Source organism: Marinobacterium sp. YM272, assembly GCF_050908845.1.
In the GTDB taxonomy this organism is placed as follows: Bacteria; Pseudomonadota; Gammaproteobacteria; order Pseudomonadales; family Balneatricaceae; genus Marinobacterium_D.
In genome coordinates this window covers 242,621-268,684 of sequence record NZ_CP194171.1, presented here as the reverse complement: position 1 = coordinate 268,684, position 26,064 = coordinate 242,621, and the positions used below count along the sequence as shown (strand labels likewise).

Sequence of the window (26,064 nt, the reverse complement as noted above, 5' to 3'; positions counted from 1 at the left end):
AATCACTTCAAGGATAAGCTATGAATCTTCTTGCCAGTGTAAAACGAACCTCCCTGCTGCTTGGACTTTCGGTGACCCTCTCTGTGCCTGCCACCGCCTGGTCGCAAGAGGCCGATGAGGCGGCAATGCAGCCGGAGAAAGTGCTGCCACTGGAAGAGCTGAGAATGTTTGCCGAGGTCTACGGGCGTATCAAGGATGCCTACGTGGAACCGGTGGACGACAAGACCCTGCTCCAGGACGCCATACGCGGCATGCTGGCAGGTCTGGATCCGCACTCCACCTATCTGGAGCCGGAAGCGTTCGAAAACCTGCAGGTACACACCAGCGGTGAGTTCGGAGGCCTGGGGATCGAAGTCGGCCAGGAAGATGGTTTTATCCGGGTGATCGCGCCGATCGATGATACGCCTGCACAGCGTGCCGGTATCAAGGCGGGCGATCTGATCGTCAAACTGGACGATACGCCGGTGCAGGGGATGCCGCTTAACGAGGCGGTGGACATGATGCGCGGCGAGATCGGCAGTGAGATCGTGCTGACCATCGTCAGAGACGGGATCGAGAAACCCTTTGAGGTCACCCTGGTACGTGATGCGATCAAGGTGGCCAGCGTCAAGAATCGCCTGCTGGAGCCTGGCTACGGCTATCTGCGGGTAACCCAGTTCCAGCTTAATACCGCCGAGGATCTGCGTGATGCGATCAGCGAAATGGAGCAGAAGCAGCCGCTGCAGGGACTGGTGCTGGACCTGCGCAACAACCCCGGTGGTGTACTCCAGGCGGCCGTGGATGTGGCCGATACCTTCCTCAACGAAGGACTGATCGTTTACACCGAAGGGCGCCTGCCCAGCTCGCAGCTGGAGTTCAGCGCCCAGGCCGGTACCCAGGCGCCAGACCTGCCGCTGGTGGTGCTGATCAATGGCGGCTCCGCATCCGCTTCGGAGATTGTCGCCGGTGCGCTGCAGGATCATCACCGGGCGGTTCTGATGGGCACCGACAGCTTCGGCAAGGGATCGGTTCAGACCGTACTGCCCCTGGGTAGCGATCGTGCCGTAAAACTGACCACCGCCCGCTACTACACGCCCAGCGGGCGCTCGATCCAGGCTCAGGGGATCCATCCGGATGTGCTGGTCGAAGAGGGGCGCCTGACGCAGGTTGAACACGAAAATCTGGTGAAAGAGCGTGATCTGGTCGGTCACCTGGAAAACGGGGGTAGCGACGAGATGGCTGCCAACGAAGACAAGCAGCTGGCGGAGCGCGATATTCAGCTTTACCAGGCGCTCAACCTGCTCAAGGCGCTGAACATCGTGTCGGCGAACGCGCAGAGCAAGGGCTGACAGAATGGCCATCAGGCTGTCGCTGCTGGCGTTCTGTCTCCTCTCACTGCCGTTGTGGGCCGCACCGGTGGTCGACCGGCCCAGACTGGTGCTGATTATCGATGATGTCGGCTCCAGCCTGGAAAAGGGGCGGGCGGCCCTGGCGCTGCCAGGCCCGATCACCTACGCCATACTGCCCTTTCGTACCTATTCCCGCGAGCTCAGCCAGGAAGCCTCGGCACAGGGCAAGGAGGTGATCCTGCACGCGCCGATGGCCAACACCCGACAGCTGGAACTGGGACCGGGTGGACTGACGCCAGCGCAGACGCGCGAGCAGCTGCAGCAGCAACTCAGTGATTCGCTGGACGCGGTGCCGGAGGCGATCGGCGTCAACAACCATATGGGAAGCCTGCTGACCCAGCTGGATGAACCGATGGGCTGGGTAATGGAGGTTATCCACAAGCGCGGTCTGTTTTTTATCGACAGCCGCACTACGGCCAGCACCCGGGCGATGTCGATAGCCCAGGCCGCAGGCGTGCCCTCGGCCGAGCGTAACGTGTTCCTTGATAACGACCGTTCCATCGAGGCGATCACCGGTGAATTCAGGCGTGCCGTCGAGCTGGCCCTGAACGAGGGACGTGCGGTGGTTATCGGTCACCCCTATCCGGAAACGCTTGCCGTACTGCAGACCTTGCTGCCGACCCTTGGCGAGCTGGGCATAGTGCAGATGTCGGCAGCGGCATATCTGGATGAAATCGAAGATGCCAAACGGCGCGTGATCGCGCGTCAGAGTGCCGCGTCACACTGATCAGTCGCGCAACCTGCCTGCAATCTCAAGACCCGGTGATGGTGCCGGGCTTACCCGCCACAAGTCCCAGCAGGCACTGGATCACCTGCAGCGAGATCAGCAGCACGACGGCGTAGAACCAGCTGCCGTTGAAATCGTTGATCGCACCGATCACCAGCGGTCCGGCCGCTGCAATCAGATACCCCACCGACTGTGCCATCGCCGACAGCGCAAAAGCTTCGGTGGCCGTATTGGTTCGCAGCGCGAACAGTGTCAGCGACAGACTCAGCGAAGCGCCACCGCTGAGACCGATCAAGGTTGCCCAGAGCAGCGTCGCCTGGGTCGGTGCCAGCAACAGTCCCGCCAGTCCGGTGATCGCCAGCAGGGCAATCCCCAACACCAGCTTACGTTGGTCGTGAAAACGTGTTGCCAGCAACGGCGTGAGCAGGCCTGCGGGGATCCCGGCCAGGTTGCTCAGCGAGGTTGCCAGGCCCGCGTGTTCGTCGCTGAGGCCGCTGTCGGTCAACAGGTTGGCGAGCCAGGTGACGATCGAGTAGAAGAAGGTGGACTGCAGGCCCATATAGCCGGTGATTGCCCAGGCTCGGCCATTACGCCAGAGGCTGGGGCCGCGACTTTGTGGTGGTTGATAGGTGCGGGTGTGGACCCTCAACAGATACAGCCAGGGCAGAATGCATAGCGGGGGCAGCAGGGCCCAAACCGCTAAAGGTACCCGCCAGTCGTCAAAAATATCCCGCAGGGGGACCGCCAGGTAAACGCCGAGACCCGCGCCGGTGCCCAGTGTCACGGTATAGAGCCCGGTCATAATCCCCGGATGGTTCGGGAAATAGCCTTTGACCAGGCCAGGAATAAGCACGTTGAGCAGGGCGATGGCCGAGCCCAGCAGCAGCGTCCCGAGCAGAATCAACAGAAAAGCCGGCGCCATTCTCAGCGCTACGCCAAGACTGATTACCAGCAGCGCGATGATCACCAGTTGAGGTGGCTCCAGGCGCCGCGTCAGGGCGGGTACCAGGGAAGACACGAGGCCAAAACAGATCAGTGGCAGTGTGGTGAGCATGCTGAACTGGCTCGCGCTTAGGCCAAGGCTGGCGCGGATGTCGGCTACCAGCGGGCCGACCACGACGATGCCACCACGCAGATTGGCGGCAGTCAGCAGGATGGCAGCGATGGCGATGGCAAAGGCCAGCGGGCGGCCATGGAAGGGGCCCTTGATCGGCTCTGGCATGGGGTGTCCTTAATTCTTCTGTGACCCGACTGAAATGGCGTCACAGGTGAGGGGTGGTAAGTGTAACTGGTGTTACATATTTTAGGTAGGCCGATAGCTGCCCTGTTTCGTATAGTGAAATCGATGGGAAGGCAGGGCACCCGGAAGTGCCCTCAGTAAATCATCAGGAGGGGCGGAACAGGCCCTGGGCGAGGCGTGCCCACTGTTCTGGCCAGAACTCTGTGGGGCGGCGTTTGAATTCACTGCGCACAAACTGACGGATACGACCTTCAGCAGTGGCGAGAATCAGGTTGGCGGCCGAACCCGCCGGGATCTCGGTGCGCAGCCCTTCGCGGACTTCCGCTTCGCGCATGATCTGCTTGAGCTGGGTTTCCAGGCGCTCGAACAGCTGGTTGACCCGGGTACGAAGGCGCTCGGTTTCGCCGGCCAGGGCATCGCCGGTGAGAATGCGTGCCATGCCCGGATTCTTCTCCACAAACGCCAGCAGCAGCGTAAGGATCTGTTCGCACTGGCGCTTGCCACTGGCGTCGGAGCCGACGATCAGGTTAACCCGGGAAAACAGCGTATCCTCGATAAAGCCGATCAGGCCTTCGAACATCCGTGCCTTGCTCGGGAAGTGGCGGTAAAGCGCCGCTTCCGAGACACCGACTTCCCGTGCCAGGGCGGCAGTGGTGATGCGGGCGCCGGGGTTGCCCTCCAGCATCTGCGCGAGCGCCTGCAGTATCTGCTCGCGACGGGAGACTTTCCGTTCCTGCTGTATTTCGCTCATCCGCTGTCCTTAGCCGAGGTTCCGGTTTGTGATCAGGGTGCCGACACCTTCGTCGGTGAAGATCTCCAGCATGCAGGAGTGCTCGACCCGGCCATCGATGATGTGAGCGCTGTTTACGCCACATTTCACTGCGCTTAGGGCGCAGCCGATCTTCGGCAGCATACCGCCGTAGATGGTGCCGTCCTCGATCAGCTCATCCACCTGACGCGTGGAGAGGCCGGTCAGGACCTTGCCATCCTTATCCATGAGACCTGCGATGTTGGTCAGCAGAATCAGCTTTTCCGCCTGCAGTACCTCGGCTACCTTGCCGGCAACCAGGTCGGCGTTGATGTTGTAGGACTCGCCCTTTTCGTCGACGCCGATCGGTGCGATGACGGGGATAAAGTCGGAGTTGACCAGCATCTCCAGGACCCGCACGTTGACCTTTTCCACCTCGCCCACATGGCCGATGTCGATGATCTCCGGTGCTTCCATCTCCGGTGTCTTGTGCTTCACCTTGAGTTTGCGTGCGCGCAGCAGCTCGCCATCCTTGCCGGTCAGGCCGATCGCCTTGCCGCCGGCGGCATTGATCAGGCCGACGATCTCCTTGTTGACCATGCCGCCGAGCACCATTTCGACCACATCCATGGTCTTGGAATCGGTGACGCGCATGCCGTTGATGAACTTGGACTCGATGCTGAGCTTTTCAAGCAGATCGCCGATCTGCGGACCACCACCGTGGACCACGATCGGGTTGATGCCGATCAGCTTCATCATCACGATGTCACGGGCAAAGCTCTCCTTGAGCTTGTCATCGGTCATGGCGTTGCCGCCATATTTGATCACCAGCGTCTGGCCGACGAAGCGCTGGATATAGGGCATCGCTTCGGATAGTACCTGGGCGGTGGAGATCGCCTGACTACGGGTAAGGGGCATTGACTCATCCTCTGATTGATATGGCTGAAGACGCCTGTTTCTCGCGCTTATTCCTCGGGAATATCGAGACTGGCGTCGACACTGTGCAGTCGGGTTTGGAATGCGTTGCGGATACGTTCAAGCGCCGCTTCGCTCTCGGCCTCGAAACGCAGCACCAGCACCGGCGTGGTGTTGGAAGCGCGTACCAGGCCCCAGCCATCCGGGTAATCGACGCGGAGGCCGTCGATGCGGCAGGCTTCGCCACCGGGGAAATCGAGCTGCTGCAGGGCGTCCACGATCCGGAACTTGTTTTCTTCGGTGACCGGAATATTGATCTCCGGCGTGCTTATATCCTCAGGATAGCCGCTGAAAATCGCATCGGCGGTTTCTTCCCGCCGTGCCAGAATTTCCAGCAGGCGCACGGCACTGTAAAGGCCGTCATCGAAGCCGTACCAGCGCTCCTTGAAGAAGATATGGCCGCTCATCTCGCCGGCCAATAGCGCACCGCTCTCCTTCATCTGGCGCTTGATCAGCGAGTGGCCGGTTTTCCACATGGTCGGCTTGCCACCGGCGTTTTCGATCACCTTCGGCAGCCGGCGCGAGCATTTCACGTCGAACAGGATTTCGGCGCCCGGGTTACGCGCCACCACGTCCTCGGCGAACAGCATCATGACGCGGTCCGGGTAGACCACCTTGCCTGTGCCGGTCACCACACCGACACGGTCGCCGTCGCCATCGAAGGCGAGTCCCAGGTCAGCGCCGGTTTCGGCGACCTTGGCGATCACATCCTGTAGGTTTTTCAGCTTGCCCGGATCAGGATGGTGGTTCGGGAAGGTGCCATCCACGTCGCAGAAAAGCGGGATCACCTCCACGCCCAGGCGCTGGATCAGCTCCGGTGCCAGGATACCCGGGATACCATTACCGCAGTCGACGACCACCTTCAGCGGTCGGCTGATGTGCACGTCGCCGGTGATACGCTGCAGGTAGCTCTCGGCCACATCCTCTTCAGAGCCTGAACCCTTGCCCTCGGTGTAGTCGCGCTTCTCGATGCGGGTGCGCAGTTCCTGGATCTCTTCGCCGGACAGGGTGTGTCCGGCAAGCATCATCTTGAAGCCGTTGTAGTCGGACGGGTTGTGGCTGCCGGTGATCATGATGCCGGTCTGGTGGGCATGCTGGTGGGCGGCAAAGTAGAGCACCGGTGTCGGTACATAGCCGATATCGATCACATCCACGCCGCCGTCGCGCAGACCTTCGCTGAGTACCTCTTTCAGGCGCGGGCCGGACAGGCGGCCGTCGGCAGCGACGATCACCTCTCCGATACCCAGGCTGTGAGCGCTGGCGGCGAAGGCGCGGCCGAGGTGGTAGACCAGCGGTTCGGTCAGTGACGCGCCGACGATACCGCGGATGTCATAGGCGCGGAAAACGCCTGCGTCGAATGTCTCCAGATCAAAACTCATAACCTGCTCCTTGCTGTGCACCTGGCTGAGAGACGCATAATTGCTCTGGCCTCAGTGCCGGCCCGAAGAGCCGAAACCGCCGGCGCCGCGGTCGCTGTCGGTAAACTCATCAACCACTTCAAAGTCGGCCTGCACCACCGGTACCAGTACCATCTGGGCGATACGCTCGCCCGGTTCCACGGTAAAGGTGGTATTGCCGCGGTTCCAGCAGGAGACAAACAGCTGGCCCTGGTAGTCGGAGTCGATCAAACCCACCAGGTTGCCCAGGACGATGCCGTGCTTATGGCCCAGCCCCGAGCGTGGCAGGATCATGGCGCACAGGTTCGGATCCTCGATATGGATCGCAAGGCCGGTGGGGATCAGCTCGGTCTGGCCTGGCTCCAGCGTGATGGCTTCGTCCAGGCAGGCGCGCAGGTCGAGGCCCGCGGAGCCGTCGGTGGCGTAGGCCGGCAGCGGGAACTGACCGCCGATGCGGTCATCAAGAATCTTTACCTGTAGTTTTCGCTTGTTCATTGAAGTGCTCTGCTATGCGGTTGATCAGTTGGCGTGCCAACTGCTGTTTCGATGATTGCGGCAGCGTTTCTTCGCTGCTGGGCCCGATCAGTGTCACGGCGTTTTCATCGCTGTTAAAGCCTATGCCCTCGGCGGACACGTCATTGGCGACGATCAGGTCCAGGCGTTTGCGCGTCAGTTTGTCCCGGGCGTACTGCAGCACATCGCGGGTTTCTGCTGCGAAGCCGATGGTAAAGGGCCTGGACTCGGACGCAGCAACGCTGGCGACGATATCCGGGTTCTTGGTCAGGCGCAGCTCCATGATCTCTTCGGCGCCTTTTTTCATCTTGTGCTCCGCCACGGCAACCGGACGGTAATCGGCCACGGCAGCGGCGGCGATAAACAGGTCGCAGTCATGCAGGCTGTTCAGGGCGGCGTCCAGCATCTGCTGTGCGCTCTCGACCTCAACGCGCTGCACCCGGTCGGGGACGCCCAGATTGACCGGTCCCGAGATCAGTGTGACCCGGGCGCCGGCGTCACGGGCCGCTTCCGCCAGGGCGTAGCCCATCTTGCCGGAGCTGTGATTGGAGATGTAGCGCACCGGGTCGATCGCCTCACGGGTGGGACCCGCGGTGATGCAGACGTGGCGACCGGTTAACGCCTGGAAATCGAACTGCTCGGCACAGAACTGGGCAATTTCTGCAGGCTCCAGCATCCGTCCGGGGCCGGTATCGCCACAGGCCTGTGCGCCACTGCCGGGGCCGAAGGCTTTGACATTAATAGTATCGCGCAGCTTTGCCATGTTCTGCTGGGTGCGCGTGTCGCGCCACATCGCCTGGTTCATGGCGGGGGCCAGGCAGATGGGAGCATCGCTGGCCAGGCAGAGTGTCGTGAGCAGGTCATCGCCCATACCGGCCGCCAGGCGGGCAATGAAGTCGGCACTGGCCGGCGCCACCAGAATCAGGTCCGCCCATTTCGCCAGTTCGATATGGCCCATGCCGGCTTCGGCTTCAGGGTTTAACAGTTGCAGATGGACCGGGTTGCCGGACAGTGCCTGCAGTGTCAGCGGTGTAATGAATTCGGTGGCGGCGGGCGTCATGACCACGCGAACGTCGGCACCTGCGCCTTTCAGAAGCCGTGTCAGCTCGGCGCTTTTATAGGCCGCGATACCGCCCGTGATGCCCAGTAGAATCCGGCGGTTAGTAAGTCTGTGCATACCCTGTGAATCCGATGAATGCGGGGTGGAGGCTTGGGATAAACAAGCCCTTTAAGATAACATTCTGATGCTGTATTGCGTAGTGCAGGCAGTGCGATCGAAACCACAGGGAGGTGGCAAATGGCGATCACAGACTGGCCCGCCGACGAGCGGCCAAGGGAAAAACTGCTGGCGCGCGGCGCCGAGGCGCTCTCCGATGCGGAGTTGCTGGCGATCTTTCTGCGCACCGGAGTCAAAGGCAAGAGCGCGGTGGATCTGGCGCGGGAGCTGTTAAGTACTTTCGGTGGGCTGAGGCCGCTGATAGAGGCCCCGCGACAGGAGTTCTGTGCCGCGCTGGGGTTGGGCGATGCCAAGTATGTGCAGCTGCAGGCGGTGATGGAGATGTCGCGTCGCCATCTGGAAGCGCAGTTGCAACGCGGCTCGGCGCTGGAAAGCCCGCAGGCGGTGCGACGCTACCTGGCAGCCCAGCTCAGACATGAAAACCGCGAGGTGTTTGCCTGTCTGCTGCTGGATAACCGGCACCGGGTGATCCGCTTCGAACCGCTGTTCTTCGGTACCATCAACGCCGCCAGCGTCTACCCGCGCGAAGTGGTGTCACTGGCGCTGAGGCATCAGGCGGCGGCGATGATTCTGGCGCATAACCATCCGTCCGGGGTGGCAGAGCCCTCCCAGGCCGACCGGCAGATCACCGACCGTCTGATCGATGCGCTGGCGCTGGTGGAGGTGCGGGTGCTGGATCACCTGGTGGTGGGCGATGGCGAAAGTGTTTCCTTCGCGGAACGGGGGTGGATTTAACCCGAAGCCAGGCTGGTGAATAATTAGCCAAAAAGACTGGTGCTTTGGCGGCGATCTCTGTATAGTACGCGGCCTTCTGTCTCCTAATGGTACGGGATTTTGTCCGGGTTTTGGACGCTCCGCCTGAGAGAGCTGCTGTTTTGCTCTCGATAAGTATCTGACAGAGGTTAAGTCAAACCCTTTAAGATAAGGTTTAAAACAATGTCTCGAGTTTGCATGGTAACGGGCAAGCGCCCGGTAACCGGTAACAACGTTTCTCACTCCCAGCGCAAGACGCGTCGTCGTTTCCTGCCGAACCTGCACTGGCACCGTTTCTGGGTTGAGAGCGAAAACCGTTTCGTTCGTCTGCGTGTTTCTTCCAAGGGCATGCGTATCATCGACAAGAAGGGCATCGAAGTAGTTCTGTCTGAACTGCGCGCCCGTGGCGAGAAAGTCTGAGGAGATTGAATCATGGCTGCTAAAGGCGCACGCGAGAAGATCCGTCTGGTATCCTCTGCTGGTACTGGTCACTTCTACACCACCGACAAGAACAAGCGTAACACCCCGGACAAGTTCGAATTCAAGAAATACGATCCGGTTGTTCGCAAGCACGTGATCTACAAAGAAGCCAAGATCAAGTAATTGATAAGGCTTCAGAAAAAACCCCGGCCCCGGCCGGGGTTTTTTTATGTCCCCAGATCGTAACCGGCGTCGGCAAGTTGCCGGGTAGATGATCGCGCTGCTGCACCGCTTCAAGGTCCGATTTCCCTGCGCTGTTGCCGGAATCTGTCTATACCCGCGGTGCCAGTCTCCGGTATCTTGGGCCTTTCCGTCGATTGAGGGTCAGGCCCGATGCCCGTTGCTGCGCTGAAACGCTATATACCGCTGCTGTTTGTGCTGCTCTGGAGTACAGGCTTTATCGGTGCGCGTTTCGGGCTGCCCTATATCGAGCCGTTCAATTTCCTGTTTATCCGCATGCTTGTGACGCTGCTGGTGTTCCTCGGCCTGGTGCTGGCGTTTCACGCTGCCTGGCCCGGGCCGCGCCAGGCGCTGCACCAGATGGTGGTCGGTTCCCTGGTGCACGCGGGCTATCTTGGTGGGGTATTTGCCGCGATTGACTGGCAGATGCCCGCCGGCGTGGCATCGCTGATCGTCGGCCTGCAGCCGTTGCTGACGGCGGTACTGGCCTGGGTGGTCTGGCGTCAGCGCCTGCTGCCGCTGCAGTGGCTTGGTCTGGTGCTGGGTCTGCTGGGCGTGGCACTGGTGCTGGCCGGCGGTAACCGTCTGGGCCAGTTCGATCTTAACGCCCCGGCGCTTATCAGTGTGTTGATCGCACTGGTCGCCATCTCGCTGGGCACGCTGTACCAGAAGCACTTTGGCCAGGGCGTAAACCTGCTCACCGGTTCCTTTTACCAGTATCTGGCCACGGCGCTCTGGATGGGACTGCTGACCTGGATGTTCGAAACCGGTGAGGTGGACTGGCAGCCCGAGTTGATCGGCGCCCTGGCCTGGCTGGTACTGGGGCTGTCGGTGTCAGCTATTCTGCTGTTGCTGCTGATGATCCGCGAAGGTGAGGCATCCAGAGTGGCCAGCTATTTCTATCTGGTGCCGCCGGTTACCGCGATAGAGGCCTGGCTGCTGTTTGATGAGCAGCTGGGCGCCCTGGCGCTGCTCGGGGTTGGCGTGACTGTCAGCGGCGTTTATCTGGTTCTGCGGCGTCAGGCCGCGTCGAGTTAAGTGGATCCATGCCTGAATTACCCGAAGTCGAAACCAGCCGGGCCGGTATCGCCCCGCATCTTGAAGGTCGTATCGTCACCCGTCTGGTGGTTCGCCAGCCGCGGCTGCGCTGGTCCGTTCCTGAACAGCTGGCCGCCTGTCTCGAGGGAAAAACCATCCGCGCGGTTACCCGGCGCGGCAAATACATTCTGATCAGCGTGGATGGCGGTGCGGCGCTGCTGCACCTGGGGATGTCTGGCAGCGTACGTATCCTGCCGGCGGATACCCCGGCCGGTAAGCACGACCATGTGGACCTGCTGCTGGATAGTGGTTCAATGCTCAGGCTCACCGATCCGCGCCGGTTTGGCGCTCTGCTCTGGCAGCCGGACAATGAGCTGCACTCCCTGCTGGCCTCGCTGGGGCCTGAGCCGCTGTCGGACGAGTTTGATGCCGGCTACCTGCAGGCCTGCTGCCAGGGGCGCAAAACGGCGATCAAGACGCTGATCATGAACAGCCAGGTGGTGGTGGGCGTGGGGAATATCTACGCCAACGAAGCGCTATTCCAGGCGGGCATCGACCCGCGCCGTGCGGCGGGGCGGATCTCCGCGGCACGGCTGGAAACGCTGGTCGCCTGTATCAAGCAGGTGTTGGCACGGGCGATCGAGCAGGGCGGCACTACGCTAAGGGATTTTGTCGGCGGTGACGGCAAACCGGGCTATTTCAAGCAGGAGCTGCATGTATACGGCCGTGCTGGTGAGTCCTGTACCGCCTGTGGCAATATATTGAAAGAGGTGCGCCTGGGGCAGCGAAGCACCGTTTACTGCCCCTCCTGCCAGCGCTAGCCGCACAGCCGGACCTGCCTGATCGCTTGAGGAGGAAAGATGAACCGCCCTGCTGAAGAGTTGGCTCCACCGATCTTTGATTACAGTGATGATCCGCTCAGGGATGAATTGCGCCGACGCCTGGGGATTGGCCCCTATCTGGCGCGGCGGCAGGCCTTTCGCATCGGCCCGGATGGCGTGCACTGTGAATACTATCACTACTCGGACGACGCGCCGCTGCTGCTGTTCCTGCCGGGTATCGGTACCTACTGTGAACTCTACGCCGAGCTGCTGGCGCGGATCAGTGATCGCGGCTTTAACGTGGTCGGCGTCGATCCAAGGGGGCACGGTTATTCGGACGGCTCCCGGGGCGTCTACACCGTAGCGTCAACGGTCTGTGATCTGGAACGGGTCATCTCTGCGCTGCAAGGACGCAGTAACGGCAGGGTCCTGGTCTACGGCTACTCCATCGGTGCGGTTGTTGCGCTGGCCCTGGCCGAAGCCGACAAGCGGGTAGACTCCGTGCTCTGTGGCACCCTGCTGCTGACCGAAGAGCCCCCCGACATGCTGCATCAGATGGGCTGGTTCTGGACCTGGGGAGCTGCACAGTGGTTCCCGGGGCTGCGGGTGCCCTTACGCTCCTTCATGGATTTTGACACCCTGCTGGCCGGCAATCCTGCAGGTGAAGTGATCAATGACGATCCCCTGGTGGTTTTCGATTACCCGGTCAGTACGCTGGCCAGCCTGTTTACGCACCGTGCCGCTATCTGTTCCAGCGCTTTCGACTTCCGCCTCGGTATCATCCAGGGCGACAGGGACGAAGTCTTGCCGGTCAGTTATGCCAACCGGGTCATCGATCGGGTGGCGCACCCGACCGAACTGCTGGTGCTGCCCGACGAAGGCCATATGATTCCCTGGGATGACCCGGCGCACCTGGCGCAGCGTGCCTGTGACTGGCTCCACCTCTAGCCTCTACGACGCTGTTCATTAAAGCGTCAACCCCGCGTCATCCGTCTGTCATCCGCGATCGCAAATAATGTGCCCAGGCTGCACAGAAGCGGATGACTGCGATGAACAGACTTCAGAAACTGACCGCCCTGGATACGCGTTTTTTCTACTGGTGCAATGATCTGCACCGGAACCTGGGGTTGGCACCGGTAAGTCGATTTGTCTCCCGGCTGGGCGACGGTGTGTTGTATCTGCTGGTGGGATTGGGCTTCGCCCTCTGGGAGCGCGAGCAGGGTGTTATCTTCCTGCAGGTGGGCCTGATGGCCTTCGCGCTGGAGATGCCGCTCTACCTGATCCTGAAAAACACCATTCGCCGCGACCGCCCCTGTGACCGCTTGAGCGGATTCAGGGCCGTGATCAAGCCGTCCGACAAGTTCAGTTTTCCATCCGGGCACGCTGCTGCAGCCTTCCTTTTTGCCACGATCATGTCCGCGTTCTACCCGCCGCTGGCGCCGCTGGTGTTTATCCTGGCCGGCCTGATCGGTCTGTCGCGGGTACTGCTGGGCGTGCATTATCCCAGCGATATCGCTGCCGGTATTCTGCTCGGTGTCTGCTCCGCCGTGGTGGCTCTACACCTCTGGGAGCTGATCTGAATGCGGATACTTTACGGTGTACAGGGAACGGGGAACGGTCATATTACCCGGGCACGGGTGATGTCGGCGGCGTTGGCAAAGGCCGGGCTTGAGGTCGACTACATGTTCAGCGGCCGTCCGGCGGATGCCTACTTCAATATGGAACCCTTCGGTGAGTATCGTACCCGCCGCGGTATGACCTTTGTCACCGAAGCGGGCAAGGTGCAGCGTTACCGTACGCTGCGGGATAACAGCCTCCCGGAGCTGATTCGTGACGTGCGCGCGCTGGATCTGTCCGGCTATGACCTGGTGCTGACCGACTTCGAGCCGGTCACCGCCTGGGCGGCGAAGCTGCAGAAGGTGCGCAGTATCGGTGTGGCCCACCAGTATGCGTTCTGCTACCGGGTGCCCGGTGTCGAACGGGCGCCCCTGTTGAAACCCTGTCTGAGCCTGTTTGCACCGGCTGACGTGAAAGTGGGTGTTCACTGGCACCCATTTAATGCACCGATCCTTCCGCCCTTGATCGAACCCCAGCGTCTGCCGTTATCTCGCGAGGCGGGCCGGATACTGGTGTATCTGCCGTTTGAGGCGATGGAGGATATCAAGGCGGTGCTGAGGCCATTCAGCGATTACCGCTTTGTGATCTATGCCCGTGTCGACACGCCACTGGATGAGGGCAATCTGTCGGTCAGGCCGCTTTCCCGCGATGGTTTCCAGGCGGATCTGGCCCGCTGCGACGGGGTGATCTGTAATGCCGGTTTTGGCCTGTGCAGTGAAACCCTGCAGGCAGGCAAAAAACTGCTGGTGAAGCCTCTGGGTGGGCAGGTGGAGCAGCTTGCCAATGCCCGGGCGCTGCAGCAACTGGAGCGTGGACAGGTGATGAACAAGCTCTCCACTGATGCCGTTGCCCGCTGGCTGCCGGGGGATAATCCCGATCCTCTTCCCTGGCCGGATACGGCCGGTGCGCTGGTGGAATGGCTGGCCCAGGGGGCCGAGGCGCCGGTGGCGGATCTCTCCACGCGGTTATGGCGCGATTTTCAGTCTGCCGGCCTGCTTGCCGAACAGCTTTCCTGACGGATCAGTCCTGAAACTCTATCTCCTCCACCCGAACGCGGCTGCGCAGTGGCCTGAGTCTGCTCTGTGGCGTCTGTCTATCTGGAGGTGTAGCGGGGAGGGTGTGGTTTAACGGGTGCGGCGGGGCCAGAAAAGATAAAGGGGCGTATGTTCCGTCATACGCCCCCTTAAAATGGCTTCCGTTTTCCCTTGCATCTGTTCGCGTCCTGCGTGCGTCCTGCTGTCCTTCGATGCTTACTTGGCCGTCCGATTGTTCGGTCCGTGAACAGGAGATCCATGGGTGTAATTATCGCAGTGCGGAAAAAAATGGATATAGGAATTTTTCCTAATTTTTCGGCACTGCCGCAAATCCTTTCCCGACTTTGAGTGAGATCAATATTTTTGCAACAGCTTCTAGCGACTCTGGATGCACTCACTGCCGGGTGATTGGGGTAACATGGCGGAATCGACAGCAGGGCGTCTGATTGTCATCTTGCTGTCATCATTCTGTCGTCAAATGCGAAGCTGATAAAGGATACACACCGTGACGTTCACCAACAGTCAACGCTTCTACCCCGATACCCGCATGCGCCGTATGCGCGCGGATGATTTTTCCCGCCGCATGATGCGTGAAAACACGCTGACCCCCGATGACCTGATCTATCCGATGTTCGTGATCGAAGGCAGCAACGCGCGTGAGTCGGTTGCCTCTATGCCCGGTATCGAGCGGCTGAGTATCGATCTGCTGGTAAAAGAGGTGAAAGAGGTGGCGGCGCTGGGGATTCCCGCGGTTGCTCTGTTCCCGGTGACACCGCTCAGTGCCAAGTCCGAGATGGCGGAAGAGGCGTTCAATCCGAACGGGCTGGCGCAGCGCGCGGTACGTGCGATCAAGGAAGCGGTGCCGGAGCTCGGCGTGATCACCGACGTGGCGCTGGACCCGTTCACCACCCACGGCCAGGACGGCATCATCGATGATCGCGGCTATGTGCTCAACGATATCACTGTCGAGACTCTGGTGCGCCAGGCGCTGTCCCACGCGGAGGCCGGCGCGGATATCGTGGCGCCCAGCGACATGATGGATGGCCGTATCGGCCAGATTCGTGACGAGCTCGAGGATAACAGCTTTGTGAATACCCGCATCATGGCGTATTCAGCAAAGTATGCAAGTGCTTACTACGGTCCTTTCCGTGATGCGGTGGGCTCGGCAGGAAACCTGGGTAAGGGTAACAAGTTCACCTACCAGATGGATCCGGCCAACAGCGACGAAGCGCTGCATGAGGTGGCGCTGGATCTGGGCGAAGGTGCCGACATGGTGATGGTTAAACCGGGTATGCCCTACCTGGATATTGTCAGACGGGTGAAGAGTGAGCTCAAGGTGCCCACCTTCGCCTACCAGGTCAGTGGCGAGTACGCCATGCATATGGCGGCCTTCCAGAGCGGCTGGCTCGATGAAGAAAGCGTAATGCTTGAATCGCTGATGGCGTTCAAGCGTGCAGGCGCCGATGGCATTCTGACCTACTTTGCCATGAGAGCGGCGCGCCTGCTGAACAGTTAATCTATATTAGGCGGAGAGACAATGGAGCTGCAGACTGGAGTAACCGAAATGGCAGACGCCGAACACACAGAGCAGGATGCTGCCGAAGCGACGGTCGCATTGCGCGAAAGCCGCGAGATCCTGCCGACCATCGAACCAATCGATGTCGACACGCCGCCGGTGGATCTCAAGGCATCTGAGCTCTATATCAACCGTGAGCTGAGTCATCTGCAGTTCAACGTGCGGGTACTGGAGCAGGCGCTGGATGAAGAGCAGCCGCTGCTTGAGCGACTGATGTTCCTGCTGATCTTCTCCAGCAACCTGGACGAGTTTTTCGAAATCCGGGTCGCTGAGCAGATGCGCCAGCTCAAGTACGGTCGTGAGGCGGTGGGCCCCGATGCCATGCACCCGCAGAAAGTGCTGGAGAAGATCCGTGAGATCTGTGAGGTCAACGTCGACCGCCAGTACCGCATTCTCAACGATATCATGCTGCCGGCGCTGGAGCGTGAAGGCATTCACTTCGTGCGTCGTGGTGCCTGGACCCCGGAGCAGCGCGCCTGGGTTGAGGAGTACTTCAACGAAAAACTGCTGCCGGTAATCAGCCCGATCGGTCTGGATCCGTCCCACCCCTTCCCGCGCCTGGTCAACAAGAGCTTGAACTTCATGGTCGAGCTTGAAGGTAAGGATGCCTTTGGCCGTGAAACCGGTATGGCGATCATCCCGGCACCGCGCTCCCTGCCGCGTCTTATCCGTCTGCCGGATGAGCTCTGCGAGGGCGGTGATAACCTGATCTTCCTGTCATCGGTGATCCATGAATTTGCCGATACCCTGTTCCCGGGCATGCAGGTGAAGGGTTGCTACCAGTTCCGTATCACCCGTAATGCCGACCTGACCTTCGACTTCGAAGAGATCGAGGATCTGGCGCGTACCCTGCGCGGCGAACTGCACTCACGTAAATTCGGTGATGCGGTACGTCTCGAAGTGGACGGCCGCACGCCGTCGCACCTGATCGAGTTTCTGCAGGAGGAGTTCAGCCTGCCGGCGGAGCACGTTTACCGCGTTACGGGACCGGTGAACCTGACCCGTCTGATGGCGGTGCGGGATCTGGTCGAGCGCAAGGATCTGCGCTGGCCGCCGTTTACGCCGGGCCTGCCCAACAAGCTGAAGAACAGCGATGATATCTTTGCGGCGCTCAAGCGCAGCGATCAGCTGCTGCAGCACCCCTTCCAGTCGTTCTCTCCGGTGGTGGATCTGCTGCGTCAGGCCGCCAAGGACCCGGAGGTCGTGGCGATCAAGCAGACGCTCTACCGTACCGGTGTGAAGTCGGACATCGTCAACGCCCTGGTGGAAGCGGCCCGTGCCGGCAAGGAGGTCACGGTGGTGATCGAGCTGCGCGCCCGCTTCGATGAGGAGAGCAACCTGCAGCTGGCCAGCCGCCTGCAGGAAGCCGGCTGTCTGGTGGTCTACGGAGTGGTCGGCTACAAGACCCACGCCAAGATGATGCTGGTGGTGCGCCGCGAAGGTAATAAGCTGGTACGTTACTGTCACCTGGGTACCGGTAACTACCATTCCGGCACCGCGCGTCTGTATACCGACTACAGCTACATGACCGCCGATGATCAGGTCGGTGAGGATGTGCACAAGATCTTCCAGCAGCTCACCGGCATGGGCAAGATCCAGAAGCTGCAGAAGCTCTACAATGCGCCGTTCACCCTGCACGCCAAGATGATCGAGCTGATGCAGAACGAGATGCGCAACGCCAAGGCGGGCAAGGAAGCGCACATCATCATCAAGGTGAATGGTCTGACCGAGCCGAAGCTGATCCGCGTTCTGTACGAAGCGTCTCAGGCGGGGGTAAAGATCGACCTGATTATCCGCGGCATGTGCCGTCTGCGTCCCGGTCTGCCCGGTATCTCCGAAAATATCCGCGTGCGTTCGATCATCGGGCGTTTCCTGGAGCATACCCGGGTCTACTGGTTCGCCAACGCAGGCAAGCCGACGGTGATCTGTTCCAGTGCCGACTGGATGGAGCGCAACATGCTCAACCGTGTCGAGACCGGCTTTGAACTCTACGGCAAGCACGCCGAGCGGATCCGCAACGAACTGGGCTACTACCTGCAGGATAACTGCCAGAGCTGGGAGTTGCACTCCGATGGCAGCTATACGCTGAGCCAGCCGGCGGAAGGTGAGGAGCGCTTCAGCGCCCAGCAGCAGCTGCTGAACGAACTCGCCAACAGCTGATCCCGATCCACTGACCCCGGTATTGCGCCGGGGTCAGTCCCTCCCTTTCAGTCTTCTGAACTCAGCAACTCGCTGAATCCCGCCCTGAAATCCGGGTACAACAACGGGTAGCCGGTGGCTTTCATGCGCAGATTGCGGCAACGCTTGCTGCCGCCCCGACGAACAGGGCGCCGCTCGTTGATCTGCACTCCGATCTGTTTTGCCAGCCAGCCCATTACCTCGCTGATCGGGGTGGGTGCATCATCGCTGGCCAGATAGATCGGGGCCAGAGGTTTGCCCGAGCGCGCCATCCTGAGCAGATGGGCTAATATACCTACACAATCATCGCGATGGATTCGATTGCTATAGTGTATCGGGGCTTCCGGTGCCTGGATGCCGGCACGGACCTGATTCAGCAGATGGGTGCGGCCCGGTCCGTAGATGCCGGAAAAACGAACCACGCTGGCGGGCAGACCCGATGAGAGCGCCAGGTGTTCACTCTCGAGCAGGATGCGCCCGGTGGGGCTGTCCGGCTCGGTGGCGCTGAACTCGTCGATCCACTCATGCTGTTTCTGCGCGTAAACACCGGTGGAACCGGTCAGCAGTAGGTGGCGGGGCGGCTTCGGCAGCGCGTTCAATACGCGCCTGAGGCCGTCTACATAGACCGAACGGTAAACCTCGGGGTCACGGCTTTTGGCCGCGGCGCTGTAGACCAGGTAATCGCAGGCCGGCAGATCCGGCAGGCCGTCGGCGGAGGATAGATCGCCGGCCAGTGGCTGGATGGCCCCGGGGAGCTGGTTTATAGTACGCCGCAAACCGTACACCTCGGCGCCTTCAGCGGCGAGATTCAGTCCCAGGGCGGATCCGACATCGCCACAACCGGCAATGAGTACCCGGGTATTTTGCATTCGTATCTCCACGCAATCGCTCGGCTTTACATCTTAACAGAGGAATCTGCATGACGCTGACGGAGCTTCGTTACATAGTCACCCTGGCGCAGGAACAGCATTTTGGTCATGCCGCCGAGCGCTGCTATGTGAGCCAGCCCACCCTGTCGATCGCCGTGAAGAAGCTGGAAGAGGAGCTCGGCGTGGCCCTGTTCGAGCGCAGCAAGAACGCGGTGCGGGTGACGCCTGTGGGTGAGAAGGTGGTGCGCCAGGCGCAGATGGTACTGGAGCAGTCCGAGGCGATCCGTGAACTGGCAAAAGAGGGCAAGGATCAGCTGGCGTCCCCTCTGCGTGTAGGCGCGATCTATACCATCGGCCCCTACCTGTTCCCGAAGCTGGTGCCCAAGGTGCAGCAGATGGCGCCGCAGATGCCGCTCTATATCGAGGAGAACTTCACCGAGGTACTGCGTGGCAAGATCCGCACCGGTGAGCTCGATGCGATCATTCTGGCACTGCCGTTTCATGAGCCGGATGTACTGACCCGCTCGCTCTATGACGAGCCGTTCATGATGGTGCTGCCGAAAGAGCACCCGATGGCGAAAGAGAAAGAGATCGACAGCTCCAAGATCAGCGACGAGCGCATGCTGCTGCTGGGCGAGGGGCACTGTTTCCGTGACCAGGTGCTCGAAGCCTGCCCGGTGCTGAACCAGTCGTTCCATGACAAGCACACCATCACCGAGGGCAGTTCGCTGGAGACCATCCGTATGATGGTGGCGTCGGGGCTGGGTACCAGCGTGCTGCCGATCTCCGCCATCGAAGGTCATCCGTCACGCAACCTGGTCTCCACCGTACCGTTCAAGAAGCCGCAGCCGATGCGCACCGTGGCGGTGGCCTGGCGCGCAAGCTTCCCGCGTCCACAGGCGATTGAAGTACTGATGCGGGCGATTATGGAGTGCCACCAGGCCGGGCCGGTGGCGGATATCGCCTGATGCTGTCCGTTTCAGCCAGACCGGTACCTATCACCGAACTCAAGGGGGTGGGAACGGCGCTGGCACTGAAGCTGGAGCGGCTCGGTATAGAGACGATCCAGGACTTGCTGCTGCATCTTCCGCTGCGCTATCAGGATCGTACCCGGGTGTTGCCGATCGGCAGCCTGAGACCCGGCGACGAAGGTGTGATCGTCGGTCATATCGCTGCCAGCGATATCACCCACGGCCGCCGCCGTGCGTTGATGTGTCGGGTTCAGGATGGCACCGGTTCGATCACCCTGAGGTTTTTCCACTTCTCGGCGGCGCAGAAGAACAGCCTGGCCCAGGGCCGGCGCATTCGCTGCTTTGGCGAAGCGCGCCCGGGGCCTGCTTCACTGGAGATGGTGCACCCCGAATACAAGGTGATTGCCGACGAGGGTGCCGTGCGTGTCGATGACGCTCTGACGCCGGTTTATCCACTGACCGAGGGGCTGACCCAGGGCCGTATTCGCACGTTGGTGGAGCAGGCGTTGGGCTGGCTGGACAAGGGCATCGTAGAGGATCTGCTGCCGGATACCTTGCGCCAGCAATGGAAGCTGCCTGAGCTGACCGAGTCGATCCGCTATCTGCATCAGCCACCGGTGGCGGCAGATCAGGAACAGATGCTGGAAGGCAAACATCCCGCGCAGCAGCGGCTGGCGTTTGAGGAGCTGCTGGCACATCACCTGTCGTTGCTGAAGATCCGGCAGAGCGTGCGCGAACAGGGCGCACCGCTGCTCAAGGCGACCGGGAAGCTGAGTGTCCCGTTTATCAAGGGGCTGCCGTTCGAACTGACCCAGGCGCAGCTGCGTGTGGCCCGGGAGGTGGCCCGGGATCTTAACATGCCAGTACCAATGTTAAGGCTGGTGCAGGGGGATGTGGGTTCCGGCAAAACGGTGGTGGCGGCCCTGGCGGCGCTGCAGGCGCTGGAAAACGGCGCCCAGGCTGCGGTGATGGCACCGACCGAAATACTCGCCGAGCAGCATTTCAACAACTTTTCCGCCTGGCTCGAACCGCTCGGCATCAGCGCCGCCTGGCTGGCCGGCAAGGTCAAAGGCAAGCAGCGCGCCCGCGAGCTGGAGCGGATCGCCAGTGGCGAGGCACAGCTGGTGGTGGGCACCCATGCGTTGTTCCAGGACGATGTCCAGTTCCATGATCTGGCGGTGGTGGTGGTGGATGAGCAGCATCGCTTTGGTGTGCATCAGCGCCTGAGTCTGCGGGAGAAAGGCCGCAGGGGGGAGCAAACCCCACACCAGCTGATCATGACCGCCACCCCGATCCCGCGCACCCTGACCATGAGCGCCTATGCCGACCTGGACTGCTCGATCATTGACGAGCTGCCACCCGGACGGACGCCGGTGAATACCGTGGTGATCGCCGACGGTCGCCGTGACGAAGTGATCGAGCGGGTGCGCAGTGCCTGTCGTGAAGGGCGTCAGGCTTACTGGGTCTGCACCCTGATCGAAGAGTCGGAGGCGCTGCAGTGTCAGGCCGCGGAGGTGACGGCGGAGTCACTGAAAGAGGTGCTGCCAGAGCTGCGTATCGGACTGGTGCACGGGCGGCTGAAGGCGGCGGAAAAAGCCTCGATCATGGCAAGCTTCAAGGCCGCCGAGCTGGATCTGCTGGTGGCGACCACGGTGATCGAGGTGGGCGTGGATGTGCCTAATGCCAGCCTGATGATTATCGAAAACCCGGAGCGCCTGGGACTTGCCCAGCTGCACCAGCTGCGCGGTCGTGTCGGACGGGGGTCGGTCGAGAGCTTCTGTGTGTTGATGTATCATGCGCCGCTGTCGCAGCAGGGGCGTGAGCGCCTCGCCGTCATGCGCGAAAGTACCGACGGCTTCCGCATTGCCGAGAAAGACCTGGAGTTGCGTGGCCCCGGTGAAGTGCTGGGCACTCGCCAGACCGGCATGATGCAGTTTCGTATTGCCGATCTGCAGCGCGATGCGGCGCTGCTGCCAAGGGTTAAACAGGCAGCGGTCGATATCGGGCAGGCGCCCGCGTTGATGGACGCGCTGATCCGGCGCTGGCTGGGGCAGGGTGAAGCCTACGCCCGGGTCTAAACTCAATTTATCCTTTCGTTATTTTCATTATTTATTTCAGGGTACCGCGATGCTGCCGGACAGTGCACAACTCGAGATCATTGAACGTCAGCTGGGACGCAAACCCCGCGGTATCACCGATCTGGCCTATGTGACCGACAGCGGTGTCCCTGTCGTGCTGCAGATGCGATCGCTGGTCGATGACAAGCCGTTTCCGACCCTGTACTGGCTCTGCTCCAGGGATCTTTACCAGATGATCGCCGAGATCGAGACGGCGGGCGGGGTGAAGCGTATCGAGCAGCTGCTGGCGCAGGATGAGGCGTTACGCGAGCGTTATGCCCGGCAGCAGCAGGCTTACGTGGAGCGGCGCTGGCAGGCGATGAGTGACGAGGACCGGCAGAAGATCGAAACCCTGGGCTTCACCGAACTGTTTAGCAAATACGGTATTGGCGGTATTGCCCAGTGGGACAAGGTGCGCTGCCTGCATATGCAGTATGCCCATCACCTGGTGGGAGAGAATCTGGTCGGTGAGTGGATGGACCGTGAATACGGTCTGCGCGAGCGGTTGGCGGAAATCAGGATCTGACTATTCCTGTCTGAAAACAAAAACGGCAGCCCTGGGGCTGCCGTTTTTGTGACTACCTGAAAGGTAGGGGCCGTTAGCCCATCAGCTTGTGGTATTTATCCATCAGCTGATCTTCGGTTTCGGCGTGATCCGGATCTTTCGGAATACAGTCGACCGGGCAAACTTCGACACACTGCGGAGTATCGTAGTGGCCAACGCACTCGGTGCATTTGCCAGGGTCGATTTCGTAAATCTCTTCACCCGGAGAGATTGCCTCGTTCGGGCATTCCGGTTCGCATACATCACAGTTGATGCATTCATCGGTAATCATCAATGCCATGGTGGCTACCTCAATGACTGACAGGTTTAAGTTAGGACGAGTAACGCTGCTTCAGGGCTTGTGCCACGGACGGGTGCACGAACTTGTCCACATCGCCGCCCAGTGATGCGATTTCACGGATCAGGGTCGAAGATATGAATGACAGGCTTTCGGCCGGCGTCAGAAACAGACTTTCGACGTCGGGTGCCAGTTTGCGATTCATGTTCGCCAACTGAAACTCATACTCGAAATCCGATACGGCTCGAAGCCCGCGCAGGATTACATTAGCGTTCTGTTCACGGACAAAGTCAGCAAGCAGGCAGTCGAAACCGACTACTTCCACATGGTCGAGATGTGCAAGTGCTTGCCGCGCCAGATCGACACGGAGTTCCAGTGACAGGGCTGGTCCCTTTTTGGGACTGTCCGCCACAGCAACCACGATACGGTCGAACAGGCGAGCGGCACGCTCTACCAGGTCGGTGTGACCGTTGGTGATCGGGTCGAAGGTGCCGGGATAGACTACCGTATTCATCACAGGCGCTGACCTATATCTATTTATTAGCGACACTGTTTGAAGCGGGATCTCCGCGTCCTTTGGAGCAGATCACCATCTAAGCTTCCTTTATGGCGCGGATGTTAGCCCAATTACCAGAGGCGCACAAATAGAATAATGGAATCGCCATCTCTATATTGGTTATAAAAATTAAAAATATTTATAGCTATAAAGAATTAAAAGCGATGGGACGAAAGAACGGCGGACAGTTTTGCCGGACCTTTATGATAGTTTCATGACAGTTTGGTGTCGGTTGTTGAATACGTGATTTGTGCAACGTAAATTTCACGGGGTTGATGCAGTCGCATCAACATCGTTGAAAATATGAGGGAAATTCGTTGGTCAGGCGAAGTCGAGAGGAAGCGGAAGCTACTCGTCAGGGATTATTGAACAAGGCGTTGGAGCTGTTTGCGGCTCAGGGTACGGAAGCCGTCACGATGAAGCGCATCGCTGCCGAGGCAGGTGTTACACACGGCGCCATGTATTGGCATTTTCGCAATAAGCGCGATCTTTTGGTTCAGCTTCACCTGCGGGCGGAGTGGCCGTTTGAAAAGCACTACCTGGATCAGCGCCAGGCGGTGCAGCAGGATGCGCTGGAAGCGCTGGAGCATTTTTTACGTGCGGCGCTGGCCGAGTTTGCGGGCAATAAAGAGTTGCAGTGTCTGTACCGGGTTTTCCACTACGGCCGTGGCCGCTCGCCGGAGTTGGCGGAGCTGGAGCCGGTGCTAAATCAGGAACTCGATAGCTGGCGCGACTTTATCCACTATTTTCTGAAACAGGCCCGCAAGCAGAAGCAGCTGCGCAAAAAGCTGGATCTGGACCTGCTCAGCGACAGTCTGTTGATCGCCATTATCGGCGCCATCGATCTCTGGCTCACGGTACCGGAGCGTTTCGATCTGCGTAAGCAGGCCGATTACCTGCTGGCGACGCAGATCCAGGGGTTGAGAGTCCTCAAGTCATCCATGGTCTGAGCTGCGCTCATACAGGCGATAGCTCACCTGCCCGGCCTGTTTTTCCCGGTACAGCGCCCAGTGCGCCGGCATCTCCGGCAGGTCCAGCTCCCGTTCGCATTCGATATAGATCATCGCACCTTCGGCGAGCAGGTTCCGGCTTTCCAGCAGGGTGCACAGGGGTGCGATCAGGCCCTTGCGGAAGGGGGGGTCCATAAACACCAGGTCGAATCGCTCCGACTCGTCCAGCGGCAGGGTGGTCAGCCAGTCCAGGGCAGACGCATTGACCACCTCGGCATTCTGCGCTTTCAGGCTCTGTAGATTCGCTTTCAGTGTTCTCGCCACCAGCGGAGACTGGTCAATAAAGGTAACCGAGCGCGCTCCCCGGGACAGGGCCTCAAGGCCCAGGGCACCGCTGCCGGCACAGAGATCCAGACAGCGGGCACCGTCGGTCACGCCCAGTAGCCAGTTGAACAGAGTTTCCCTGACACGATCTGGCGTGGGGCGAAGTCCCTCGATGGCGGCGAAGGGGACCCGGCGGCTGCGCCAGTCTCCACCGATGATACGGACGAACGCCTGATCGGTGTTGTCGGGGCGTTTGCGGGAGGTGCGGCGGCTCATTGTTGGTTTCCAGCGGTGATAAAACTGATCTGCAGATTCTGGTGCGGGTTAAAAAGATCGTTGACCCGGCTTTTGGCCGAACTCAGTTCGGCGGCAAGCAGTGTATCGCGAAACGCCCGATGACTGTCCAGTGGCAGACGGTACAGGGCGACCAGTTCAAGCCACTGCTGTGGCGATTCATCCAGCATCCGCTCGTAACGTTCCAGCAGCGCGTCCCGGGTAGTGTCCAGCAGCGCTTGATCCAGCCGGGCGGCCAGTGCGGGTATCGGCGCCGTATCTGTCACAGAGGGTGTTTCCAGCGTCAATAGCGCGCGGTACCCGCCCCGGACCAGGGGCTTCCAGATCCAGCGGTAGGATTCGAACTGCGCCGCTGACCGGGAAAGAAGCTGGGCTACCAGCTCGGCATCGAGCCGCTGGTTGGCCAGTTCCGCACCGTTAGTGGGCGCGGGCTGGGGGTGCCCCGTTAACTGCCAGTATGATCTGGCCGGGTGTGAGCGATCATCCAGGCTGATAACACCGGGGCTCCAGCCGCGTGAACGGGCTGGGGATTGCGATGCTGGCGCTTGAGTGCTGCCGGATACACGGTCGAGCTTGCCCGCCAGGATCCAGAGCGGCGTCTCAGGCCGGGAGGCCTCCTGTGCCGGCAGTCTGTCACCGAGGGCGGCTAACAGGCGCACCTCATCCTGGCGCGACTCCAGATAGCGCTCCGCCCTGGCACGCTTGGCCAATGTGGTTTGGGGGACGTCGGAGGTCAGCAGCGAATAAAAGCGGCGCATCTGAGAAGCCTGGGGAGGTGCCTGCATCTGGAGACTCACCCGCAGGTGGGTGGGCGCCTGGCTGATGTCGGCCTGCCAGCCCTGTTGCGACAGCCAGTGCTGGAGTGTTGTATCTGCGAGCTGCTGGCGCAGGGATTCAATACGGACGCGCTGCCCGATCCAGTCCCGGTCGGTCAGTGCCTGTGACAACGGAATTATCAGGGTCAGGAGAATGTCATCGCGGCTTGCCGGCAGCAGATAGGCCTGGCGTTCGCCATCCCACTGGACCCTGTCTATGGGGCTCTCACTGCCGCCTCGCTGCAGCAGCAGTATCATGATCGGCAAGACCCATACCAGAATCAGCAGGTAGCGGCGGTTGAATAGCGGTTTATGTTTAGGTGGTGCCACAGCCTTTTGCTGTCCTTCGGTTGGGTATATGCAACGCTATGGTAAGATAGCGCGCTTTAGACTCTCAATGAACGGGATCGCGACGCGATACCCC

27 protein-coding genes are annotated in these 26,064 nt (G+C 60.5%); 16 read left to right on the top strand and 11 right to left on the bottom strand.

The genetic code is table 11. The annotated features are described in order from the left end of the window. The first annotated feature begins 20 nt into the window (after window positions 1–20). Window positions 21–1,328, top strand: coding sequence for a S41 family peptidase (locus ACQUQP_RS01345; protein WP_432697029.1), 1,308 nt, complete (start codon window positions 21–23; stop codon window positions 1,326–1,328). 4 nt (window positions 1,329–1,332) lie between these two features. Further along, entirely contained in the window at window positions 1,333–2,115 is a 783-nt protein-coding gene (locus ACQUQP_RS01340; RefSeq protein WP_432697028.1) for a divergent polysaccharide deacetylase family protein, read from the top strand. Between the two features lie 25 nt (window positions 2,116–2,140). Here the strand turns inward: ACQUQP_RS01340 and ACQUQP_RS01335 are convergent, their stop codons facing one another. The 6 genes from ACQUQP_RS01335 to coaBC all read right to left on the bottom strand — a co-directional run bounded on the left by ACQUQP_RS01335 (window position 2,141) and on the right by coaBC (window position 8,165). Then, window positions 2,141–3,337 (bottom strand): CynX/NimT family MFS transporter, encoded by a 1,197-nt coding sequence (locus ACQUQP_RS01335; RefSeq protein WP_432697027.1) that lies wholly within the window; start codon window positions 3,335–3,337, stop codon window positions 2,141–2,143. 163 nt (window positions 3,338–3,500) lie between these two features. Beyond that, entirely contained in the window at window positions 3,501–4,106 is a 606-nt protein-coding gene (slmA, locus tag ACQUQP_RS01330; protein WP_432697026.1) for a nucleoid occlusion factor SlmA, read from the bottom strand. Window positions 4,107–4,115: 9 nt separating this feature from the next. Further along, window positions 4,116–5,021: an acetylglutamate kinase gene (gene argB, locus ACQUQP_RS01325; protein ID WP_432697025.1), complete on the bottom strand. Its 906-nt coding sequence runs from the start codon at window positions 5,019–5,021 to the stop codon at window positions 4,116–4,118. 47 nt (window positions 5,022–5,068) lie between these two features. Then, window positions 5,069–6,457, bottom strand: a complete 1,389-nt coding sequence (locus ACQUQP_RS01320) for a phosphomannomutase/phosphoglucomutase (protein ID WP_432697024.1) — start codon at window positions 6,455–6,457, stop codon at window positions 5,069–5,071. Window positions 6,458–6,508: 51 nt separating this feature from the next. Next, entirely contained in the window at window positions 6,509–6,970 is a 462-nt protein-coding gene (gene dut / locus ACQUQP_RS01315) for a dUTP diphosphatase (RefSeq protein ID WP_432697023.1), read from the bottom strand. Then, window positions 6,936–8,165, bottom strand: coding sequence for a bifunctional phosphopantothenoylcysteine decarboxylase/phosphopantothenate--cysteine ligase CoaBC (gene coaBC / locus ACQUQP_RS01310; RefSeq protein WP_432697022.1), 1,230 nt, complete (start codon window positions 8,163–8,165; stop codon window positions 6,936–6,938). Before coaBC ends, dut begins: the two co-directional genes overlap by 35 nt. A gap of 120 nt (window positions 8,166–8,285) precedes the next feature. Between coaBC and radC the strand changes: the two genes are divergently transcribed. The 10 genes from radC (at window position 8,286) to ppk1 (ending at window position 17,884) form a co-directional block, all read left to right on the top strand. Further along, complete coding sequence (gene radC, locus ACQUQP_RS01305; protein ID WP_432697021.1) at window positions 8,286–8,960, top strand: RadC family protein; 675 nt, start codon at window positions 8,286–8,288, stop codon at window positions 8,958–8,960. Between the two features lie 201 nt (window positions 8,961–9,161). Then, a complete protein-coding gene (gene rpmB, locus ACQUQP_RS01300) occupies window positions 9,162–9,398 on the top strand; it encodes a 50S ribosomal protein L28 (protein WP_432697020.1) in 237 nt (78 codons plus the stop codon). A gap of 12 nt (window positions 9,399–9,410) precedes the next feature. Further along, window positions 9,411–9,581, top strand: a complete 171-nt coding sequence (gene rpmG / locus ACQUQP_RS01295; RefSeq protein WP_036511775.1) for a 50S ribosomal protein L33 — start codon at window positions 9,411–9,413, stop codon at window positions 9,579–9,581. A 210-nt stretch (window positions 9,582–9,791) separates the two neighbouring features. Next, window positions 9,792–10,676 carry a DMT family transporter gene (locus tag ACQUQP_RS01290; protein ID WP_432697019.1) on the top strand — a complete coding sequence of 295 codons (885 nt, stop codon included), beginning with the start codon at window positions 9,792–9,794 and terminating at the stop codon, window positions 10,674–10,676. A gap of 8 nt (window positions 10,677–10,684) precedes the next feature. Continuing rightward, the gene (mutM, locus tag ACQUQP_RS01285; RefSeq protein WP_432697018.1) at window positions 10,685–11,497 is read left to right on the top strand and encodes a bifunctional DNA-formamidopyrimidine glycosylase/DNA-(apurinic or apyrimidinic site) lyase; all 813 of its coding nucleotides are present in this window, start codon (window positions 10,685–10,687) and stop codon (window positions 11,495–11,497) included. A 39-nt stretch (window positions 11,498–11,536) separates the two neighbouring features. After that, entirely contained in the window at window positions 11,537–12,445 is a 909-nt protein-coding gene (locus tag ACQUQP_RS01280; protein WP_432697017.1) for an alpha/beta hydrolase, read from the top strand. Between the two features lie 101 nt (window positions 12,446–12,546). Continuing rightward, the gene (locus ACQUQP_RS01275; protein WP_432697016.1) at window positions 12,547–13,077 is read left to right on the top strand and encodes a phosphatase PAP2 family protein; all 531 of its coding nucleotides are present in this window, start codon (window positions 12,547–12,549) and stop codon (window positions 13,075–13,077) included. After that, window positions 13,078–14,130 carry an MJ1255/VC2487 family glycosyltransferase gene (locus tag ACQUQP_RS01270; protein ID WP_432697015.1) on the top strand — a complete coding sequence of 351 codons (1,053 nt, stop codon included), beginning with the start codon at window positions 13,078–13,080 and terminating at the stop codon, window positions 14,128–14,130. A 523-nt stretch (window positions 14,131–14,653) separates the two neighbouring features. Beyond that, complete coding sequence (gene hemB / locus ACQUQP_RS01265) at window positions 14,654–15,664, top strand: porphobilinogen synthase (RefSeq protein ID WP_432697014.1); 1,011 nt, start codon at window positions 14,654–14,656, stop codon at window positions 15,662–15,664. Between the two features lie 48 nt (window positions 15,665–15,712). Further along, entirely contained in the window at window positions 15,713–17,884 is a 2,172-nt protein-coding gene (gene ppk1 / locus ACQUQP_RS01260; RefSeq protein ID WP_432697013.1) for a polyphosphate kinase 1, read from the top strand. Window positions 17,885–17,931: 47 nt separating this feature from the next. Here the strand turns inward: ppk1 and ACQUQP_RS01255 are convergent, their stop codons facing one another. Continuing rightward, window positions 17,932–18,771, bottom strand: coding sequence for an SDR family oxidoreductase (locus ACQUQP_RS01255; protein ID WP_432697012.1), 840 nt, complete (start codon window positions 18,769–18,771; stop codon window positions 17,932–17,934). Between the two features lie 50 nt (window positions 18,772–18,821). On the opposite strand from ACQUQP_RS01255, the gene ACQUQP_RS01250 reads away from it, so the two are divergent. The 3 genes from ACQUQP_RS01250 to ACQUQP_RS01240 are packed head-to-tail and all read left to right on the top strand — an operon-like array spanning window position 18,822 to window position 22,385. Then, a complete protein-coding gene (locus tag ACQUQP_RS01250; RefSeq protein WP_432697011.1) occupies window positions 18,822–19,739 on the top strand; it encodes a LysR substrate-binding domain-containing protein in 918 nt (305 codons plus the stop codon). After that, window positions 19,739–21,820, top strand: a complete 2,082-nt coding sequence (gene recG / locus ACQUQP_RS01245; protein WP_432697010.1) for an ATP-dependent DNA helicase RecG — start codon at window positions 19,739–19,741, stop codon at window positions 21,818–21,820. Before ACQUQP_RS01250 ends, recG begins: the two co-directional genes overlap by 1 nt. Window positions 21,821–21,869: 49 nt before the next feature. Further along, on the top strand, window positions 21,870–22,385 hold the full coding sequence (locus ACQUQP_RS01240; RefSeq protein WP_432697009.1) for a DUF501 domain-containing protein: 516 nt from the start codon (window positions 21,870–21,872) through the stop codon (window positions 22,383–22,385). A gap of 73 nt (window positions 22,386–22,458) precedes the next feature. On the opposite strand, the gene ACQUQP_RS01235 is transcribed toward ACQUQP_RS01240, so the two are convergent. Together ACQUQP_RS01235 and coaD are read right to left on the bottom strand one after the other, a co-directional pair. Beyond that, entirely contained in the window at window positions 22,459–22,704 is a 246-nt protein-coding gene (locus tag ACQUQP_RS01235) for a YfhL family 4Fe-4S dicluster ferredoxin (protein WP_132294208.1), read from the bottom strand. A 31-nt stretch (window positions 22,705–22,735) separates the two neighbouring features. Then, entirely contained in the window at window positions 22,736–23,215 is a 480-nt protein-coding gene (coaD, locus tag ACQUQP_RS01230; protein WP_432697008.1) for a pantetheine-phosphate adenylyltransferase, read from the bottom strand. A gap of 359 nt (window positions 23,216–23,574) precedes the next feature. Here coaD and ACQUQP_RS01225 point away from each other — a divergent pair, with 359 nt between their 5' ends. Then, complete coding sequence (locus ACQUQP_RS01225; protein WP_432697007.1) at window positions 23,575–24,207, top strand: TetR family transcriptional regulator; 633 nt, start codon at window positions 23,575–23,577, stop codon at window positions 24,205–24,207. Here the strand turns inward: ACQUQP_RS01225 and rsmD are convergent. Next, window positions 24,193–24,807, bottom strand: coding sequence for a 16S rRNA (guanine(966)-N(2))-methyltransferase RsmD (gene rsmD, locus ACQUQP_RS01220; RefSeq protein ID WP_432697006.1), 615 nt, complete (start codon window positions 24,805–24,807; stop codon window positions 24,193–24,195). The genes ACQUQP_RS01225 and rsmD overlap by 15 nt on opposite strands. Beyond that, window positions 24,804–25,970 (bottom strand): hypothetical protein, encoded by a 1,167-nt coding sequence (locus ACQUQP_RS01215; protein ID WP_432697005.1) that lies wholly within the window; start codon window positions 25,968–25,970, stop codon window positions 24,804–24,806. Before ACQUQP_RS01215 ends, rsmD begins: the two co-directional genes overlap by 4 nt. Window positions 25,971–26,064 lie beyond the last annotated feature (94 nt).

Coding starts and splice junctions, on each gene's coding strand:
- ACQUQP_RS01345 (WP_432697029.1), top strand. CDS start 21: ATGAATCTTCTTGCCAGTGTAAAACGAACCTCCCTGCTGCTTGGACTT.
- ACQUQP_RS01340 (WP_432697028.1), top strand. CDS start 1,333: ATGGCCATCAGGCTGTCGCTGCTGGCGTTCTGTCTCCTCTCACTGCCG.
- ACQUQP_RS01335 (WP_432697027.1), bottom strand. CDS start 3,337: ATGCCAGAGCCGATCAAGGGCCCCTTCCATGGCCGCCCGCTGGCCTTT.
- slmA (WP_432697026.1), bottom strand. CDS start 4,106: ATGAGCGAAATACAGCAGGAACGGAAAGTCTCCCGTCGCGAGCAGATA.
- argB (WP_432697025.1), bottom strand. CDS start 5,021: ATGCCCCTTACCCGTAGTCAGGCGATCTCCACCGCCCAGGTACTATCC.
- ACQUQP_RS01320 (WP_432697024.1), bottom strand. CDS start 6,457: ATGAGTTTTGATCTGGAGACATTCGACGCAGGCGTTTTCCGCGCCTAT.
- dut (WP_432697023.1), bottom strand. CDS start 6,970: ATGAACAAGCGAAAACTACAGGTAAAGATTCTTGATGACCGCATCGGC.
- coaBC (WP_432697022.1), bottom strand. CDS start 8,165: ATGCACAGACTTACTAACCGCCGGATTCTACTGGGCATCACGGGCGGT.
- radC (WP_432697021.1), top strand. CDS start 8,286: ATGGCGATCACAGACTGGCCCGCCGACGAGCGGCCAAGGGAAAAACTG.
- rpmB (WP_432697020.1), top strand. CDS start 9,162: ATGTCTCGAGTTTGCATGGTAACGGGCAAGCGCCCGGTAACCGGTAAC.
- rpmG (WP_036511775.1), top strand. CDS start 9,411: ATGGCTGCTAAAGGCGCACGCGAGAAGATCCGTCTGGTATCCTCTGCT.
- ACQUQP_RS01290 (WP_432697019.1), top strand. CDS start 9,792: ATGCCCGTTGCTGCGCTGAAACGCTATATACCGCTGCTGTTTGTGCTG.
- mutM (WP_432697018.1), top strand. CDS start 10,685: ATGCCTGAATTACCCGAAGTCGAAACCAGCCGGGCCGGTATCGCCCCG.
- ACQUQP_RS01280 (WP_432697017.1), top strand. CDS start 11,537: ATGAACCGCCCTGCTGAAGAGTTGGCTCCACCGATCTTTGATTACAGT.
- ACQUQP_RS01275 (WP_432697016.1), top strand. CDS start 12,547: ATGAACAGACTTCAGAAACTGACCGCCCTGGATACGCGTTTTTTCTAC.
- ACQUQP_RS01270 (WP_432697015.1), top strand. CDS start 13,078: ATGCGGATACTTTACGGTGTACAGGGAACGGGGAACGGTCATATTACC.
- ppk1 (WP_432697013.1), top strand. CDS start 15,713: ATGGCAGACGCCGAACACACAGAGCAGGATGCTGCCGAAGCGACGGTC.
- ACQUQP_RS01255 (WP_432697012.1), bottom strand. CDS start 18,771: ATGCAAAATACCCGGGTACTCATTGCCGGTTGTGGCGATGTCGGATCC.
- ACQUQP_RS01250 (WP_432697011.1), top strand. CDS start 18,822: ATGACGCTGACGGAGCTTCGTTACATAGTCACCCTGGCGCAGGAACAG.
- recG (WP_432697010.1), top strand. CDS start 19,739: ATGCTGTCCGTTTCAGCCAGACCGGTACCTATCACCGAACTCAAGGGG.
- ACQUQP_RS01240 (WP_432697009.1), top strand. CDS start 21,870: ATGCTGCCGGACAGTGCACAACTCGAGATCATTGAACGTCAGCTGGGA.
- ACQUQP_RS01235 (WP_132294208.1), bottom strand. CDS start 22,704: ATGGCATTGATGATTACCGATGAATGCATCAACTGTGATGTATGCGAA.
- coaD (WP_432697008.1), bottom strand. CDS start 23,215: ATGAATACGGTAGTCTATCCCGGCACCTTCGACCCGATCACCAACGGT.
- rsmD (WP_432697006.1), bottom strand. CDS start 24,807: ATGAGCCGCCGCACCTCCCGCAAACGCCCCGACAACACCGATCAGGCG.